The 16,936-nt window shown below is 34.0% G+C and carries 20 protein-coding genes; 4 read left to right on the plus strand and 16 right to left on the minus strand.

The genetic code is table 11. The features are described from left to right. Nucleotides 1–100 precede the first annotated feature (100 nt). The 11 genes from hypE to Q8X41_RS03265 are packed head-to-tail and all read right to left on the minus strand — an operon-like array spanning nt 101 to nt 10,221. Nucleotides 101–1,102 carry a hydrogenase expression/formation protein HypE gene (gene hypE / locus Q8X41_RS03215; RefSeq protein ID WP_397538823.1) on the minus strand — a complete coding sequence of 334 codons (1,002 nt, stop codon included), beginning with the start codon at nt 1,100–1,102 and terminating at the stop codon, nt 101–103. Then, nucleotides 1,103–2,215, minus strand: coding sequence for a hydrogenase formation protein HypD (gene hypD, locus Q8X41_RS03220; RefSeq protein ID WP_397538824.1), 1,113 nt, complete (start codon nt 2,213–2,215; stop codon nt 1,103–1,105). Next, entirely contained in the window at nt 2,187–2,423 is a 237-nt protein-coding gene (locus tag Q8X41_RS03225; RefSeq protein WP_397538825.1) for a HypC/HybG/HupF family hydrogenase formation chaperone, read from the minus strand. Before Q8X41_RS03225 ends, hypD begins: the two co-directional genes overlap by 29 nt. Further along, the gene (gene hypF, locus Q8X41_RS03230) at nt 2,414–4,711 is read right to left on the minus strand and encodes a carbamoyltransferase HypF (protein WP_397538826.1); all 2,298 of its coding nucleotides are present in this window, start codon (nt 4,709–4,711) and stop codon (nt 2,414–2,416) included. Before hypF ends, Q8X41_RS03225 begins: the two co-directional genes overlap by 10 nt. Then, nucleotides 4,696–5,361 (minus strand): hydrogenase nickel incorporation protein HypB, encoded by a 666-nt coding sequence (gene hypB / locus Q8X41_RS03235; RefSeq protein WP_397538827.1) that lies wholly within the window; start codon nt 5,359–5,361, stop codon nt 4,696–4,698. Before hypB ends, hypF begins: the two co-directional genes overlap by 16 nt. Then, complete coding sequence (locus Q8X41_RS03240) at nt 5,361–5,711, minus strand: hydrogenase maturation nickel metallochaperone HypA (RefSeq protein WP_397538828.1); 351 nt, start codon at nt 5,709–5,711, stop codon at nt 5,361–5,363. The genes hypB and Q8X41_RS03240 overlap by 1 nt, the downstream gene beginning before the upstream one ends. Nucleotides 5,712–5,725: 14 nt before the next feature. Beyond that, nucleotides 5,726–6,151, minus strand: a complete 426-nt coding sequence (locus Q8X41_RS03245; protein ID WP_397538829.1) for a hypothetical protein — start codon at nt 6,149–6,151, stop codon at nt 5,726–5,728. Beyond that, on the minus strand, nt 6,148–6,636 hold the full coding sequence (locus Q8X41_RS03250; RefSeq protein WP_397538830.1) for a HyaD/HybD family hydrogenase maturation endopeptidase: 489 nt from the start codon (nt 6,634–6,636) through the stop codon (nt 6,148–6,150). The genes Q8X41_RS03245 and Q8X41_RS03250 overlap by 4 nt, the downstream gene beginning before the upstream one ends. After that, a complete protein-coding gene (cybH, locus tag Q8X41_RS03255; protein WP_397538831.1) occupies nt 6,626–7,411 on the minus strand; it encodes a Ni/Fe-hydrogenase, b-type cytochrome subunit in 786 nt (261 codons plus the stop codon). The genes Q8X41_RS03250 and cybH overlap by 11 nt, the downstream gene beginning before the upstream one ends. 12 nt (nt 7,412–7,423) lie before the next feature. Then, on the minus strand, nt 7,424–9,145 hold the full coding sequence (locus Q8X41_RS03260; RefSeq protein ID WP_397538832.1) for a nickel-dependent hydrogenase large subunit: 1,722 nt from the start codon (nt 9,143–9,145) through the stop codon (nt 7,424–7,426). Further along, nucleotides 9,142–10,221: a hydrogenase small subunit gene (locus Q8X41_RS03265; RefSeq protein ID WP_397538833.1), complete on the minus strand. Its 1,080-nt coding sequence runs from the start codon at nt 10,219–10,221 to the stop codon at nt 9,142–9,144. The genes Q8X41_RS03260 and Q8X41_RS03265 overlap by 4 nt, the downstream gene beginning before the upstream one ends. A 706-nt stretch (nt 10,222–10,927) precedes the next feature. Here Q8X41_RS03265 and tatC point away from each other — a divergent pair. Together tatC and tatA are read left to right on the plus strand one after the other, a co-directional pair. Further along, the gene (tatC, locus tag Q8X41_RS03270) at nt 10,928–11,671 is read left to right on the plus strand and encodes a twin-arginine translocase subunit TatC (protein ID WP_397538834.1); all 744 of its coding nucleotides are present in this window, start codon (nt 10,928–10,930) and stop codon (nt 11,669–11,671) included. A gap of 25 nt (nt 11,672–11,696) precedes the next feature. Beyond that, complete coding sequence (gene tatA / locus Q8X41_RS03275) at nt 11,697–11,924, plus strand: twin-arginine translocase TatA/TatE family subunit (protein WP_397538835.1); 228 nt, start codon at nt 11,697–11,699, stop codon at nt 11,922–11,924. A gap of 299 nt (nt 11,925–12,223) precedes the next feature. On the opposite strand, the gene Q8X41_RS03280 is transcribed toward tatA, so the two are convergent. Beyond that, nucleotides 12,224–12,424, minus strand: coding sequence for a cold-shock protein (locus Q8X41_RS03280; protein ID WP_397538836.1), 201 nt, complete (start codon nt 12,422–12,424; stop codon nt 12,224–12,226). A 691-nt stretch (nt 12,425–13,115) separates the two neighbouring features. Here Q8X41_RS03280 and Q8X41_RS03285 point away from each other — a divergent pair. Further along, nucleotides 13,116–13,598: a hypothetical protein gene (locus Q8X41_RS03285; protein WP_397538837.1), complete on the plus strand. Its 483-nt coding sequence runs from the start codon at nt 13,116–13,118 to the stop codon at nt 13,596–13,598. A 334-nt stretch (nt 13,599–13,932) separates the two neighbouring features. On the opposite strand, the gene Q8X41_RS03290 is transcribed toward Q8X41_RS03285, so the two are convergent. Further along, nucleotides 13,933–14,142, minus strand: coding sequence for a hypothetical protein (locus tag Q8X41_RS03290; RefSeq protein WP_028395991.1), 210 nt, complete (start codon nt 14,140–14,142; stop codon nt 13,933–13,935). Nucleotides 14,143–14,570: 428 nt separating this feature from the next. Between Q8X41_RS03290 and Q8X41_RS03295 the strand changes: the two genes are divergently transcribed. Further along, nucleotides 14,571–15,092 carry a GNAT family N-acetyltransferase gene (locus Q8X41_RS03295; RefSeq protein WP_397538838.1) on the plus strand — a complete coding sequence of 174 codons (522 nt, stop codon included), beginning with the start codon at nt 14,571–14,573 and terminating at the stop codon, nt 15,090–15,092. Nucleotides 15,093–15,388: 296 nt separating this feature from the next. On the opposite strand, the gene Q8X41_RS03300 is transcribed toward Q8X41_RS03295, so the two are convergent. From Q8X41_RS03300 to Q8X41_RS03310, 3 genes are all read right to left on the minus strand, one after another. After that, complete coding sequence (locus Q8X41_RS03300; RefSeq protein WP_397538839.1) at nt 15,389–15,817, minus strand: GNAT family N-acetyltransferase; 429 nt, start codon at nt 15,815–15,817, stop codon at nt 15,389–15,391. A 64-nt stretch (nt 15,818–15,881) separates the two neighbouring features. Next, a complete protein-coding gene (locus Q8X41_RS03305) occupies nt 15,882–16,226 on the minus strand; it encodes a DUF6176 family protein (protein WP_397538840.1) in 345 nt (114 codons plus the stop codon). A gap of 25 nt (nt 16,227–16,251) precedes the next feature. Next, the gene (locus tag Q8X41_RS03310) at nt 16,252–16,890 is read right to left on the minus strand and encodes an NAD(P)-dependent oxidoreductase (RefSeq protein WP_397538841.1); all 639 of its coding nucleotides are present in this window, start codon (nt 16,888–16,890) and stop codon (nt 16,252–16,254) included. Nucleotides 16,891–16,936: the final 46 nt, after the last annotated feature.

Consider the following 16,936-nt stretch of genomic DNA (forward strand, 5'->3'; position numbering starts at 1 on the left):
ACTCACTTAAGCATTTAGTCTAGTTTTTTCTATTATGAAAAAAATCCATCTTGGACATTTTTAAGATGAACAAGATGGATTTTCTATTCAACCTTAAAACCTAGCAAATACGAGGTAACATTACACCAGATAAACGATGCAACGTTCTTTTTACCCCAAGAGGTGTTTCGATTAACAATTGACCTTTCGATGTATCCGTTATTTTACCTATACATTCAGCATCTTGACCCTCTGGTAACTGACGAATTACTTCCAGTACTTTATCTACATCATCATGTGCAACGATAATAATAGCTTTTCCTTCATTTGCTAAATAGAGTGGATCATAACCTAATAGGTCACAAGCACCACGTACTTCGTCTTTAATTGGAATGGTACTTTCTTCCAATGTAATTGTTACACCAAAGTCCTCTGCAATTTCAACAAGAGTAGTCGTTAATCCCCCCCTTGTTGGATCACGCATTATACGCACTTGTTTTGAGACAGTCGTAGCCTTTTCAAGCATCGTATTCAATGTAGCGCAGTCACTTTGTACGGAGCTTTTTATACCAAGATCTCCTCTAGAAGTTAAAATCGCAATTCCGTGATCTCCTAATGTTCCTGAGATGATAACATCATCACCAACTTCAAAAGAAGGAACCGTTTCCATTTCTTCATTAAATACACCAATACCTGTTGTATTTATAAATACACCATCACAGCCACCACGTTCTACAACTTTTGTATCACCAGCAACTAGTGTAACGCCAGCCTTATTCGCTTCGTCTGCCATATCTTGTACAATGATTTTTAAATCTTTCAATGCGAAACCTTCTTCAATGACAAAGCCACAAGTTAAATACAAAGGTTTTGCGCCACTTACGGCTAAATCGTTTACAGTTCCTGATACAGCAAGCTTTCCGATCGAACCACCTGGGAAGAATAACGGCTTAACGACAAAAGAATCTGTTGTGACAGCTATTTTACCTTGTTGCACAGGAATGATTGCCGCATCAAATTTAGATTCTTCATTATTCCCAAAAGCTTTTACAAAAACATCTTGTATTAATTGATGGCTTAATTCACCACCATCACCATGTGCCAAATTAATTGTTTGTGACATTTAGCTAAGCCCCCTCATAAATTGGTAGGCTGCAGAACAGCTACCTTCATCTGACACCATGCAAGGACCAATTGGTTTGCGAGGTGTACATGCTTTACCAAATAAAGGACATTCCTCTGGGTCAATTTTCCCTACAATAATCTCACCACAACGGCATTTTGTTTTTCTTGGCTCTTGTTGCTCAATATTAAATTTAAGCTTTGCATTAAATTGACTATACTCTGGTTTAATATCCAAACCACTTTTAGCAATCGTACCTATGCCACGCCATGCCTCATCACATTCTTCAAAATATCGATTCATCAGATTACGAGCAGTTATATTTCCTTTTGTTGTGACAACAGATCGGTAGTCGTTAATAATTTTCGCATCGCCATCATAAGCTATTTGAACGAGCTTTTGTATACTACTTAACAGTTCAGCTGGTTCAAAGCCAGCAATCACACCCGAAATCTGATAATCATCTACTAAGAAATTGTAATTTTCTTCTCCTAAAACGATGGATACATGTCCTGGTAAAAGGAATCCATCTAAAGCAACTTCCCCTGATTGAAGTAAATATTCTAATACCGGTCTTACAAGCTTTGTTGTCATCCAAATTGAGAAATTTGTTAACTGTTTCTTCTCTGCTTCTTGCATCAATAAAGCTAAAATCGGAATAGTTGTTTCAAATCCTATGCCAAGGAAGATAATTTCCTGTTCAGGATTTTCCTCTGCAATTTTAATGGCATCAGTTGGTGCGTATAATACGCGCACATCTTTTCCTTTTGTTCTTTCTTCCATCAAGGAGTATTTTGAACCAGGAACACGCATCATATCACCAAACGTACAAATAATTCGATTCTCCCCTTGTGATAATTCAATCATCGCGTCAATTGATTGCTGATCTGTTACACAGACAGGACAGCCAGGACCAGAAATAAGGCGTATATGCTCTTTTAATGCTTGTTTAACACCTGATTTCGCTAGTGCATGTGTGTGTGAACCGCATACTTCCATAAAAACAGGCTTTCTATGAAAACTTTGTTTGAACATTTCCGCTTTCTCTATAACCAATTCTAGCATTGGTCTAATAATTTCTGGGTTAGAGGACTGGTTTAGAATTTCGCGCATCTACAAACTTCCTCCATTCTATGACACTCTCTTTTGCATATTGTTCGTCAACAATTGACATAGCTTGCCCTGCATGTACAATGACATAATCTCCTAGTTCAACTTCCGGTACAAAAATAATACCCACATCAGTTTGTGAACCCATTACATCGACTACTGCACTATATTCATGTTTTTCAATTATTTTCCCTGGTACTCCTACACACATGGTTTTTCCTCCCTTTTTGCTGCTGCTACCATTAATTGTCCATATGATAAACCACCATCATTGCATGGAATACGCTTATGACTATAAACTTCAAATCCTGCCACTGTTAAACATGACGTCAATCGTTCTTTTAAATATCGATTATGACAGCTACCACCGGATAAAACGACCTTATTGTTGTATTGCGGGAATTTTTCCTTCATACGGTTCATCCCGTCAACTAAAGCCTGTACAATTGTTTCATGGAAGGCTGTACTAATTGCTTCTACCGCTTTCAAGCTACTCACATCTCGGGAAATTTCAAGTAACATTCTACTAAAATCAAATACTAATTTGTTATGATCTTCTTGAATTTCATAACTATAAGAATCTACTTGTTTACCTAATTGAGCTAATTCTGACAAACGGATTGCTGCCTCTCCATCATAAGTAGATTTCTCACAAATACCGATCATACTACTTACAGCATCAAATAATCTGCCACAAGTTCCTGCATACACTGTATTTAATCCTTTTTCAATCATTGCACGAAAAACGGATATCGCCTCTTTATGTGAAGGGAAGAGTTGCTCGCATATATTAAATCCTTCATCGCCTAATAATGTTAAGAGCATTCCACAAGCATTACGCCATGGTTCACGAATACAGGTCTCTCCTCCTGGTAAAGCTGTATATTTTAAATGGGCCAATCGCTGAAACTGCTTGCAATCCCCATAAAATATTTCAAATCCCCATATGTTTCCGTCCAATCCATATCCTGTTCCATCTAAAATGATAGCAAACGTTTGTTCATCGATGCCATTCTCTGCTAAACAAGCTGCCATATGAGCATGGTGATGTTGAACTTCCATCACTTCATCAAATGAAAACTCTTTTGCTAATTCACGAGTTTGATAGTTTGGATGGTAATCAATAACACCTATTCGTTGATGTGGTTGAATCCATTTCAACAAATGCTGTAGTTCTTTTTTATAGTGATTAATCGTAAAAAGATTTTCTAAATCTCCAATGTGGGGCCCTATAAAAACTTGATGATTTCTTCCTAAAGCAAAAGTTGTTTTTTGCTGACCTCCAAATGATACGATTCCATCAACATTCATCTTGCTGTATAAAGCATCTGGAACATAGCCACGAGATTTTCTGAAAAAATCCGTTTTATCTTGTACGATTTGAACAACAGAATCGTCAACAGGATGTACTATTTCACGATTATGTATCAAGTAGAAATCTGCTATTTCTCCGATATACTGCCTACATTCTTCATTTTTATACACAATCGGTAAACCAGAAACATTAGCACTTGTCATAACAAGTGTTTTCTCACCTGCTTCTTTTAGTAAAAGATAATGTAAAGGTGAATAAGGAAGCATAACCCCAATAGTCTTCATATTGGGCGCCACTTTTTCGGATAAATGATATTCTTTTTTCTTTTGCAAAATAACAATTGGTGCTTCTGGGCTTCTCAACAATTTTTCTTCATCAGATGAAACTTTTGCAAAACTATTTGCATGTTCAATTGAAAAACTCATCACAGCCAATGGGCGATTAGGCCGATTTTTCCTGCTTCTCAAAAGCGAGACCGCCTGATCATTATTTGCATCACAACATAAATGAAAACCACCGATTCCTTTCACTGCCATGATTTTACCTTCGTTAAGTAATTTCCCAGCAACCTGTAAAGCCTCTTCAAGTTCAGCTAAAATTCTACCATCATTACTTACTAACGTGACATAAGGACCACATTCCGGACAAGCGATTGGTTGCGCATGATGTCTCCGGTCCATCGGATTATTATATTCCTTCTCACAGTTTGGACAAAGTTCGAAATGAGACATGGATGTATAGGGACGATCATAGGGAAGTTCATCAATGATAGTATACCGGGGTCCACACTGCGTACATGTAGTAAAGGGATAATTATATCGATGATTGTGAGGGTTATTTATTTCTGCCAGGCATTCATCACATACTCCTGCATCTACAGGAATGACCAGCTGAGATGTTCCTTCCCGTCTACTTTTAATAATAGAAAACTGCTTATAGCCTATAAAAGCTTCATTATAAACAGTCATTTGATCGATTCTAGCTAATCTTGGTGCTTTTTCTTTAATACTTTGTAAAAACAATTGGACATCAGCTGAATTTCCTTCGATATATACTTCCACACCATCCATATTATTTTGAACTGTACCCTTTAAGCCGTATTCGTTTGCAAGTTGAAAAATAAAAGGGCGAAATCCTACACCCTGAACTCTACCAACAATAGAAACTTTTACTGTTTTAAGCATGCTTGATAGGCCTCATTAATCCAAGAATACCAGCTTTCCATACCTTCTTGCGTTTTTGCTGACAATGGTATTAGCTTAGATTCTGGATTAATCGCTTTTAGATCTTCTTTTGCCGTATCAACATCGAAATCTAAGTATGGTAGTAAATCTACCTTATTTAAAAGGACCATTTCTGTACGCATAAACATTTGTGGGTATTTTGGAATCTTATCATTTCCTTCTGGCACACTTAGAACTGCTACTTTGTGATTTTGACCAAGGTCATATCCAGATGGGCACACCAAATTTCCTACATTTTCGATAAATAATATATCAATTTCTTCTAATTCAAACTCAGGTAATGTTGCCACAACCATTCTTGCATCTAGATGACAACCACCATGTGTATTAATTTGAACTGCTTTTGCTCCAACTTGCCGAATACGATTAGCATCTTTTTCAGTTGCCAAATCTCCCTCAATAACACCAATTCGATATTGCTCTGATAATTTTTTTACAGTTTCTTCTAATAGAGTAGTTTTCCCTGCACCTGGTGAACTCATTAAATTAATCACAAGTGTTTTCGTCTTGTTAAATAAGTCTCTATTATATTCTGCAGCCATATTATTATTTGTTAATACATTCGTATTTAATTTTATTTCCAAATTCATTACTCCCCTTCATAGGATAAAACTTGAAATGTTTCACCTGAAATTAATTTACCCGATGGCATATTACACGATGGACATATTGAAATTTTGAAATCCGGTTTGTAAACTGTTTTACAAAAAATACACTCTGACATTGCTTCTTCATGTTGAATATGAAGACTTGCATCCTTTGTAAACAATTGTGCATTCTGTTCTTTATATACTTCAAATGCCATCTTCAACGCATCTGGCATTGCATTGCTTAACTCACCAACAATCAAATCAACTCTACTAAATTGTTTAATGCCTTTACTTTCTGCATCTTCAATAATAATGTTCAATATATCTCCCATAAGAGCCATTTCATGCATTTACATCACCTATTTCAAACAGTCTTTCTTTTTCTTAAACCTACATAATAACCGTCTTCACAACTTTTTAGAGGATACTCTTGCAAGCAATTTTCTTCATTGCTTGCAAAAGAATATTCCTTTTCACAATACATACATTTACATTTTGAATCTTTCTGAAATACCGTTAATAAGTGTTCACAAGAAGGGCAAAGTCCATTAAAAACATGTAATTTATTATTTTCATGTACGAGTATGATGGTTTGACTATCAATATACTTCTCTTCGATTTTATTTGATTCACTAACTTGATTTGTCACATGCCACCATTGCAATTGAGACAATACATCAAATGAGCGATTCCATTTATCAATTTTATCTTCCATAATTGGTGCACAAGCATATTGAACCGTTTCAACAAGACTTTGCTTTATTTCTTTAAGAAATTCTAATCGATTCATGCTAGATCATTCTTCCATTTGTTTATCTGTCTCTCAACTAATTGCACAAGCTCTGGTAATTTAGACTCGTTTGTTGTCGTAAGTCCAACGCTAAGCTCTAAAGAAGTTGGTTGCATGCCAATCATCACGAGATGTTTCGGAAAACGTTCTCTCAATTTTGAAGCGAGAAGGACTTCCTGAAATCCAAGTTGATGGATAGACATTTTAACACCATAGTAAGCTGGAATCTCATCACCTTGTAATTGAATAATATGTCCTCCCTCTTTACCAGCATTGATTGCATCAAGGACCATTAAATAATCGGTATCTTCTACCACGCCTAGAAGGCTCATTCCATCCGTCGCCCCATAAACCAATTCCACCTGGTCATCATTTCCATATAGCTTTTCTAATGGAGATAATGCATATACGCCTAAACCTTCATCTGAATATAACGTATTTCCTATTCCTAATATCGTAATTTGTTTCCGATTATTATTTGTCATTTTGTTCTCCCGGCATGCTCTCATCTTCCGTTTTTTCATTTGAATGTTTCGTTTCTGTTTTGTATCCAGTAAAAATCGAACTCATTGTTCCGTTCTTTACTAAATAATCTTCCCGGATGGATAAATAGACATGAACAACGACAAAAGCCATAAATGCCCATGCTACTAGATGATGCCATGAACGAATTTCAAAACTATCACCAAATATTGCTGGTACCCATGTAAACATCCAACCTAAGAAAGACTCTGGTTGTGGCTCTACATATAGATAGAATCCAGTGAAAATCATAATGATAGAACCGCCACCAATGATAGCCCAATAACTTAATTGAGCTAACGGGTTATGTCCAACAAAATGTGGTTTTTTATTTTTCAAAAACAAATAAAACTTAACTGTTTCCCATGTATCTTTCCAGAAAATTTTACGTATTAGATTAGACGTTGCATACTTATTACCTACAAATGTCCAATATAATCTAATCAGTAAATTCACTGTAAATAAGAAAGCTGAAAAGAAATGGATATATCTAACCCATCCCATGAGAAAACTAGATGCTTCTTCTTGTAACATTGAGGCAAAAAATGGATCTCCAATATAAATACCTGTGATCATAAGAGCAAAAATAGCTGCTGCATTAATCCAGTGAAATATTCTTACTGGCAATTCCCACACATAAATTTTCAGAGTATCATTATTTACTTTTTCTATTTTGGGAGGGCGATTGTTTTTATATACTGACTCACTATTCTCGCCTGAATGATATGGATTTGCCATATGTCACTCCTCCTAACCAATACGAATTTCTGTTTGAATATCCGATTCTAAGTCTGTTAAGTGAACCGCACATGCTAAACAAGGGTCAAATGAATGGATGATACGAATTATTTCTAGTGGCTGTTTTTTATTAGCGACGGGCGTACCTTTTAAAGATGCTTCATATGCGCCAATATTTCCTTTTTGATCTCTTGGTGATGCATTCCAAGTAGTTGGAACAACCGCTTGATAATCCTTTGTTTTACCGTCTTCAATAACAATCCAATGTCCAAGTGCGCCGCGTGGAGCCTCAATCCAGCCAACACCTTTAGCACTTTTTTCCCACGTTTCTGGTTCCCATTTTGATGCGTTAAATGTCACTTGGTTGCCATTTTTTATATTCGCTAATAGTTGGTCCATATCTTCACGCATCCATTTTGCTACTAATACGGATTCTAATCCTCGTGCAATGGTTCTTCCTAATGCAGATTGTAATGCAGATAAAGGTATTTTTAATTTTGCAAGTGTGTTATCTACAAGTGTTTTCACTTCTTTACGACCCAATGCATAACTAATCATGATTCGCGCTAGCGGACCTGTTTCCATCGGTTGTCCTTTATATCGTGGTGATTTAATCCAGCTATATGCTTTATCTGTATCTAAATGATCATAAGGTGCTTCAGGACCTGTATAATTTAAATTGGTTTCACCATCAAATGGATGTAAGCCTCCATCTTGTGTTTTACCTTTGTACTCGTACCAAGAATGATCAATGAACTCTTGAACTTGTGTTGGATCTTTTAAGTCAATGTCATGGACCTTACTCAAATCACCATTCAGAATAACACCTCGTGGCAAACGGTAACTAGAAATATCATAATGATCTTTTGGTGCAAAATCACCGTAACTTAAATAATTGTTGATTCCTCCACCATATGTCCAATCAGTATAGTAAGAACCGATGGCTAAGAGATCCGGAATATATACTTGATTTACAAATGTATTTGCTTGATCAATCAGTTGCGAAATATTTCCTAGTCTTTCCGCATGAATCCCATTATCACTATTGATATCTAAAGGTGTTGCCATTCCACCAACTACATAATGAGGATGAGGATTTTTTCCTCCAAGAATCGTTTGGACCTTTACAATTTCTTTTTGCCAATCAAGCGCTTCTAAATAATGGGCAACTGCCATTAAATTAACCTCTGCGGGAAGTTTATATGCCTCATGCCCCCAATAACCGTTGGCAAAAATACCAAGTTGACCGCTATCTACTAGTTTCTTAATTTTATCTTGAACTTCTTTAAAGTAACCTGGAGAAGATTTTGGCCAATCTGAAATTGATTGGGCAATTTTAGAAGTCTCTTTAGGATCTGCATCTAATGCACTCATTACATCTACCCAGTCTAGAGCATGTAAGTGATAAAAATGCACAACATGGTCATGAAGGAATACTGCAGCGTTCATAATGTTGCGAATTAAATGGGCATTTTCTGGAATTTTAATATCAAGAGCATCTTCAACCGAACGAATGGATGCTAAAGCATGTGTAGACGTGCATACACCACAAATTCGTTGCACAAAAGCCCAAACATCACGAGGGTCACGCTCTTTTACAATTACTTCAATACCTCTAACAGCTGTTCCTGAGCTGAAAGAATCTTTAATAACACCTTTATCATCAATATCAGCTTCAAGACGTAAGTGACCTTCGATTCTAGTAACCGGATCAACTACAATACGTTCTGTCATTCTTCTTCACCTCGTTTTTTTTCATCATACTTTTTCTTTGCTATCGTAGCAGCACCATGAACGGCTATACCTGCTGCAGTAACACCTAATGCTGCAACTCCAACTTTGTCAGGATTAATCGATATTTGCGTTCCTGGTACTTTCGCACGTCTTGTGAAGAATGGACCATTATCCCAGAAATTACTTTCTGAACAGCCAATACAAGGATTCCCAGATTGTATTGGATAACTTGTACCGCCATTCCAACGCATTTCTGCACATGAGTTGTATGTAGAAGGGCCTTTACAACCTACTTTGTATAAACAATAACCTTGTTTTGCACCCTCATCATCAAACGATTCTACAAATAGACCAGCATCGAAATAAGCGCGTCTATTACATTTATCATGGATACGGTGGCGATAAAATGCCTTTGGTCTTCCAGCTGCATCTAACTCTGGTATTTCTCCAAATGTAATAATGTGTGCAATTACGCCAGTCATTACTTCAGCTATTGGCGGACAACCAGGAACCAGAATAGTTGGTGTATTTTTTATGAGCTTTGTAATTGGTTTTGCTTTAGTTGGGTTCGGATATGCTGCAGGAATTCCTCCCCATGATGCACAACTACCATAGGAAATAATGGCCTTAGCATTTTCTGCCGCTCGGATAAATGTATCCTTTGCACTTTTACCACCAATCATTAAATAACCGGCATTTTCAGGAACACTTCCTTCAACGGCTAAAATATATTCACCTTTATAGTTTTCAATAACGGCATCTAGATTAGATTCTACTTGCACACCTGAAGCCGCTGATAATACTTCTGTATATTCAAGTGAAATCATGTCAAATAAAACACTCTCTGTTTTCGGATGAGTAGATCTGATAAATGACTCTGAACATCCTGTGCAATCTTGTAGTTGTAACCATAATACCGGTACTCGTTTTTTAGTTTCCATCGCTGCTACTACATCGTTAGTTTGACTAAAATCAAGACCCATTGTCGCCGCTAATGCGGTACACATTTTTAAAAAACTCCGTCTAGAGATTCCTTGATCTAGGGCTGATTCATAAATTGTTTTCTGCTTCTTCATTTTATCGAAGCCTCCCTTATTTCAAAAAACAAAATATTAAATTATTTTTTATATGCATGTCTATGTTAAAGAATGCTACTGATATTTTTTACTACAGAGCCCGTACCTATAGTGATAAAACGATGGATAAATACACGGTTCATTTCCGCGCAAAACAAGGGCTCAATTGCTATTTTCTTTAAATACCAATATCAAAAATTTAGCAGCACCAAGACAATCGATTTTATAGTAACAAAATAAAATGGTGCTTGCTGTGATTTTTGTTACACCTTATCCACTTGATATAACCTCTTTTTTTTATGAATAAGGAAACACAATTCATCTCACGGACTTATTAATACCTACTCAAAAAACTAATTATTGCGGTTGTCTTATTTGAATAGAAACGTTGATATATCAACGATTTTTCTATAGTCGGACGCTTATCACCCAACCCGATTCACAAACGAAATCTTTGAAAAAATCTATAATAATTTCATTCTTAGTTATTTTTTCATTACGACTCACTTGATTATAAAACGTAACAAAATAGACATACTGTTTGATTTATAACTTTGGTAGAATAATATGTGCATTTAGAATATTTTTCTAATTTAACTACTTTCAACAGGTTTCCAGACTTTTGAAAAGACGTAAGTTGGAAATATTCTATAGGTGTAATCCGTACCTTACACCTTTTCCAACATTAGTGAGGGGGCGTAACTCCTTGGAAAATCAAGATATGAATCTACTTGAACACCTAGATGAATTAAGAAAGCGGCTCATCATTACAGCTGTAGCTTTTCTAATCTTTCTCAGCGCTTCTTTCTTTTTCGTAAAGGACATTTATCTATTTTTCACAAGAAATTTAGATAGCAAATTAATGGCGTTAGGTCCAAGCGATATTATATGGATTTATTTCACTATTGCTTGCATAGTCGCAATTGCCTTCACCATTCCAGTTTTAGCTTTAGAAATTTGGTTATTTGTGAAACCAGCTTTAAAAAAACAGGAACAAAAAATGGCTTTATCGTACATTCCAGCTTTATTTCTTTTATTCATAGGGGGGTTAGCATTTGGATATTTTGTTATCTTTCCAATTGTGATTAGATTTTTGGTAAAGCTTGGGGAAGGTGTAATGGATATTTCCTTTACTGCTGACCGATATTTTAAATTTATTATTAATATTTCTTTGCCTTTTGGAGTACTTTTCGAACTACCAATTGTTATGATGTTCCTAACATCATTAGGAATTATAAACCCTTATGTGCTGGTTAAAATTCGAAAATATGCTTATTTTGTTTTAATCGTTATTGCGATTGTCATTACACCACCAGAATTTATGTCTGATTTCGTCGTTTCAATTCCTTTGTTAGTTTTATATGAAATCAGTATTTCATTATCTAAATTCGTCTATAAGCGAAAGCAAAGAAAAGAAAAAGTAACTCAAGTAAATGAAGATTTTTCATAAATTATAACTTTAGGAGTGTTTTAATATGTTTTCAAATATAGGTATACCTGGATTGATCATTATTCTCGTGCTGGCTTTAATTATATTCGGCCCTAAAAAGCTCCCTGAAATTGGTAGAGCAGTTGGACAAACGTTGAATGAGTTTAAAAAATCGGCAAAAGAACTTACAGATGATGCAGTAGATGAAATCGATCAAGTAAAAAAAGAGGTTAAAGAGGAAAAAGAAATCGTTAAAGAAATTGTTAAAAAATAGGCCTACTTCTACGAATTCAAAAAAGAGTTGGTGAAAAAACTGTTGTTTTTCACTAACTCTTTTTTCTTCTTCATGTTCTCGATTTTTTAAGGAATTACAGGTTGTGACTATTACTACAATCCCGAATTTCGTCCACACTTTTTCTAAATGATCCAATCTTATTTGTACCGAAAGCGATAGCGTAAGGTACAGGAGTGTCGTAGCATTCACCTCCACTATACCTACATTTCAAATAGTATAGATCCGTAATTTAAGCAAAAAAAAGCAGACCCTACAAGTAGGGTCTGCTAAAGCTATTATTAAGCTTTTTGAACGTTTGTAGCTTGTGGGCCACGTTGTCCATTTTCAATTTCAAAAGTTACACTTTGACCTTCGTCTAAAGATTTGAAACCTTCGCCTTGGATTGCTGAGAAATGTACGAATACGTCTTCTCCTGCTTCACGCTCGATGAATCCAAAACCTTTTTCTGCATTAAACCATTTAACTTTACCTTGTTCCATAATTGTTACCTCCTAGTGTGGATATCCACACAATATGTTACTATCCTTGCTCAAATACCTTAGACGAATAACAAAATGTTATTCTCAATCTGAAATAAAACAAAAATAATTCTCCATAAGAATAACAGTTATATTTTGAAATAGCAAATATTTTAAATGACAAGAAAGTATATATAAAATACCATTCTTCAACGGTCCTGCTCTGATAGCACAAGAAGCAATTGCTCGAATTGAACAATCTCACCCATTCGAAGGAAAAAATAACACCATTAATCATTTTAGGAGAGTTTAGTATAGGCATTATTGAAAATCATGGTTTTAATGATCTCGTATGAAGACAGAGGGAATAAATGCAGCCATCGCTATATCTAGCCAAAGTTATAGTTTTCTTTAGTGTTATGTTTAGTTTAATATGAAGGCATACATCATTAGGAGTTGCTAAAATATTGATAAAAGTTGTTTTTACGATATTCTCAATAATGGGATTAGCTGTTATGTGATTTGCTATATTTGGAAAGAAAAAAGGTTTTAATAATCATACAGGTGGTTCTTCAAGTTTAATTGAACTGATATTCGACCTTACCTATTAGCTTTCTCCATTATTAATTAAAAAAATTCTCACATTTCTTATGGTACGTTATTATTTATAATGTGTTTATATTTTTATAATTTTGGATAGGAGAATTATTAAATGAAAATCAAAACTTATATATATATCCGAGAAGAAGATAAGTTTATAAATATTAAGAAAAAAGAAGAAATAAAAGAAATTATTGCTTTAAAAAAAGATGTTTTTGAAGATGGGTTATTAAATTTAGATGGTGTTATTGTATTTGAAAACGGTGTTCATGGAAAAATTGAAGATTTTGAAGCATTTGATGATATTGATTCATTATGGTATTTTTATAAAAATGCATTAGAAAATTTCTTAGAAAATGGAGAAGGTGAAATTTATTTCCCTAATACACCTATCGAAATTAAGTTTGAAAAGAAAAATAAAAGTAATTTACTCTTATCAGTAGATGAACAGCTATTAGTTAGCGATACTAAAGAATTTATTGAAGCATTTTATGAAAAAGGAAATGAGTTTGCGGATTTTCTAGATTATATTTCAGATTACACTTATAAAAGTGATTTTAGAAGAGATTTAGAAAAGCTAAAAAAATATAGATAGCATTGTAAGAAGGGAACGCTCATTAATTTGAGTGTTTTTTTATTTTCTTCTAAAATATCTTTTACTCTTTATGTTAAATTGCCTATTTAACATAAACCTTTATCTTATTTTGATTCTTCAAATCAAATAGTGATGTTTTAGGTATTTTGTGATTGAAAAGACTAGAGAATACTCTATCTTTATTTTGAAATAGCTTGTTCAATTTAATTAATTTTCCATACCACTTTAGTTAAACAATTCACTAACTCATCATCCATCATATTGCTCCTATAAAATAAAAATAGCGCCAACTTCTATTTAATAGAAATCGGCACTTCGTTTATTCGCTATACGTTTAGCGTGACGCTTTTGGCGGTTGACATACGTCACATTTACGTTGGTTATTATTTTTAAATTTCGTAAATGTTTTTTCAAAGTTGCTACCGCATGCACATTTAAATAGTAACTTTTGAGAAAAACCGTGATATTCAGTCGTTAGCAATTTACTTTCAGAATTGTTCTCAACAAATTCTTTAATTTTACCGATCGTCCATCGTTTATTCATTCACTTACACCTCCATATTTTATCGCTAGGCGGAGGCTTTTCTTGGCATCCGTTCAATTATGAGCAAAATTCGTAATTATCCTAAGCTCAGTTTTTCATTATAACACGAGCTAACCTGCTCCGATAGTTCAATAAGGTCTAAACTTTGAATTTTGATAAGCTTAAGCTATCATAAGTATCGTTCATTTCAAATAAAATGATTTCAATAGAAGCTCTTTTATTGGATATAAAAAATAATAACTTTCGCTAATTATCTACTTTCAATCAAATTTATTTTTGAGACAGAATCACAAATTGATGTTGATTCAGTCTTTTTACTTGAAGTCGCCAATTTGCAGTTAGAATTTTCTGATTGTTTTATAATATTAAATACGTATTATTAAGAATAGGACAATAATAAAAAATATTAAGGTTAGGGTGTGTATTAAGTGGAGATTAGGAGAGCAAATATTGAGGATGCAAATGGTATTGCTATAGTACACGTTGATAGTTGGAAAACGACTTATAAAGGAATAATTCCAGATAATTTTTTAAAGGGTTTATCTTATGAAGATAGAACAGAACTTTGGAAGCAAAACATAATTAGAGAAGACAATTATGTAATTATAGCTGAAAATGAACAAGGAAAAATTATCGGTTTTGCTGACGCGTGGAAAAGAGAAACAAACAATGAAGAAAACACTTGTGATTTAACTTCAATTTATTTGTTAGAGGAATATCAAGGAACAGGGATTGGAAAAGCCTTAATGAGAGAATTATTCATTCATTTCAAAAAAATGGGTTATTCAAAGATTTTTGTCGATGTCTTAGAAGATAATAAAACGAAATATTTTTATGAATATTATGGTGCGAAATTTGTAAAAAATGTTCAGATTAAAATTGGCGGAAAAGTATTAAATGAATCAATATATGAATGGCATTCCGTCGATAAAGTACTTGAGAAACTTTAAATATGATTGTAGATTTAGAGACAAAGTTTAATTATTCGTAATTCAAATAAAGGAATAGAGTTGTAAAGTGTTGGTACAACTCTATTCCTTTATTATTTGAATTGCTCAAATTGATTAATTAGCAATCGCTTTTGATTTTCGGCAACATTTTGTACTACTGCTATTAATCTATTTATTAAGCTTCATGTACTTCTTTATAACGATGCTTATGAAAATCATCCTTAAAGTTAGTTCATCGAATTCAGAGGGAGTAACAGATTACTTACTTCCGTTATTAATTTGAGAGCCCCTCAACCCTAATGCCTTAAATCTTTTTTTAAATAGAAATGCTGATGATCTCTCCCTACATTGTCTATACTACCAAACACTTGATAACCATTCTTTTCGTAAAAACCTAATGCTTGAAAACTCAATGTATCTACTTTAATGAAATCACATTCTTTTTCTACAGCAATCTTCTCAAGCTCTAATAATAATTTAGTTCCAAATCCCGATTTTCTTATATCCTCATCTATCATAAAAGTATGAATCTCTAACCAATTCCAACATATTTCACTGAGGATTCCACCGCGAACGGTGTCTTTTTCATCTTTAAGAAATAAACAGATTTCTTCGTATTTCCCCGCTAAATCATTTCGGAAGTGCTTTAAATTAAACTTATAAAGTTCATCGTTAATATATTGTTTATTCTTTTTATTTAATTCTTTAGTAATATTAAGATTCATTTACATCCCCTATTCTGCCATAAAATTAGGAAGTGCTCTTTTCTTAATTAACAGTTTTCAGTTCTCAATCCATCACATCAATAATTTTGTTGGAGATCATTACTACCTCCGTATTTAAATCTTTAGGTTTAAAATTAGGATCAATACACTCATCCCAATATTCAAGATGTTTTTTATCAATCCAGTGTTCTGATTCTTCTACTTGAACACCACCAGTTCCTTGTACTGAATACCAATATAGATATTCATGTCCATCTAATACTTCACGGAATATTGTTTCAACGTACATTTTTTCGCCTTCAAGTGTAACAAGCACATCTTCCATATTCTTATTTAAAAAATCTAGCCATTCCGTAACCTTTTCAGACTTCCCTTCTTTTACACGAAATCTTGTTAATTCAATATTCAATTTATTCACCCCCTATATCTTTATTTTAATGTGAGATAAATGGCGCTTTATGTACATATTTTGGGTTATCCAGATGATCAATAATAAAACTGGCTATATCTTGATTACTAATTTTTGTACCAGGCATATTTGAAAGATTTTCCTTTATTAACTTTGTTTTTGAACTATCTTTCACAAAAGGTAGTCTAATTAGTGTCCATTCGATCTGTTTAGTATTGTTCAAAACCTCCCATTCCAGTTTTTTATCCTCCATCATCTTTGTAAAGAAAATTTCAAACATTTTTGAGCCAAATCGATTTATAAAGCTCTTTTTATCACTTTTTATCGTTAGAGAACCACCAGAAACACCAATATATCGAGTGATATTTAAATCATTCATTATTCCAAAAATATTTTTGGTTACATTGCTATACATAGGTACTTCTTTGACTGGTTGACCAAATGTATTAATAACAATTTTACATCCATTAAGTAGTTTACGAATCGTATCAATATCTTGAATTTGCCCCTCTACGATCTCAATATTATCATCTCTGTACATTAGCTTTTCTGGATTCCTGACGAGCATACGAACCTGAAATCCTTTCTTTATTGCAGTACTTGCAATATGACGCCCTACCTTCCCCGTTCCCCCAATGATAGCTATTTTATAAGGTTTATCCATTGTATTCCTCCGTTAAAAATACTACTCTTTTTTTACCAGAAAAGAT

It is taken from the genome of Rummeliibacillus pycnus, assembly GCF_044359855.1.
Lineage (GTDB): Bacteria > Bacillota > Bacilli > Bacillales_A > Planococcaceae > Rummeliibacillus > Rummeliibacillus pycnus_A.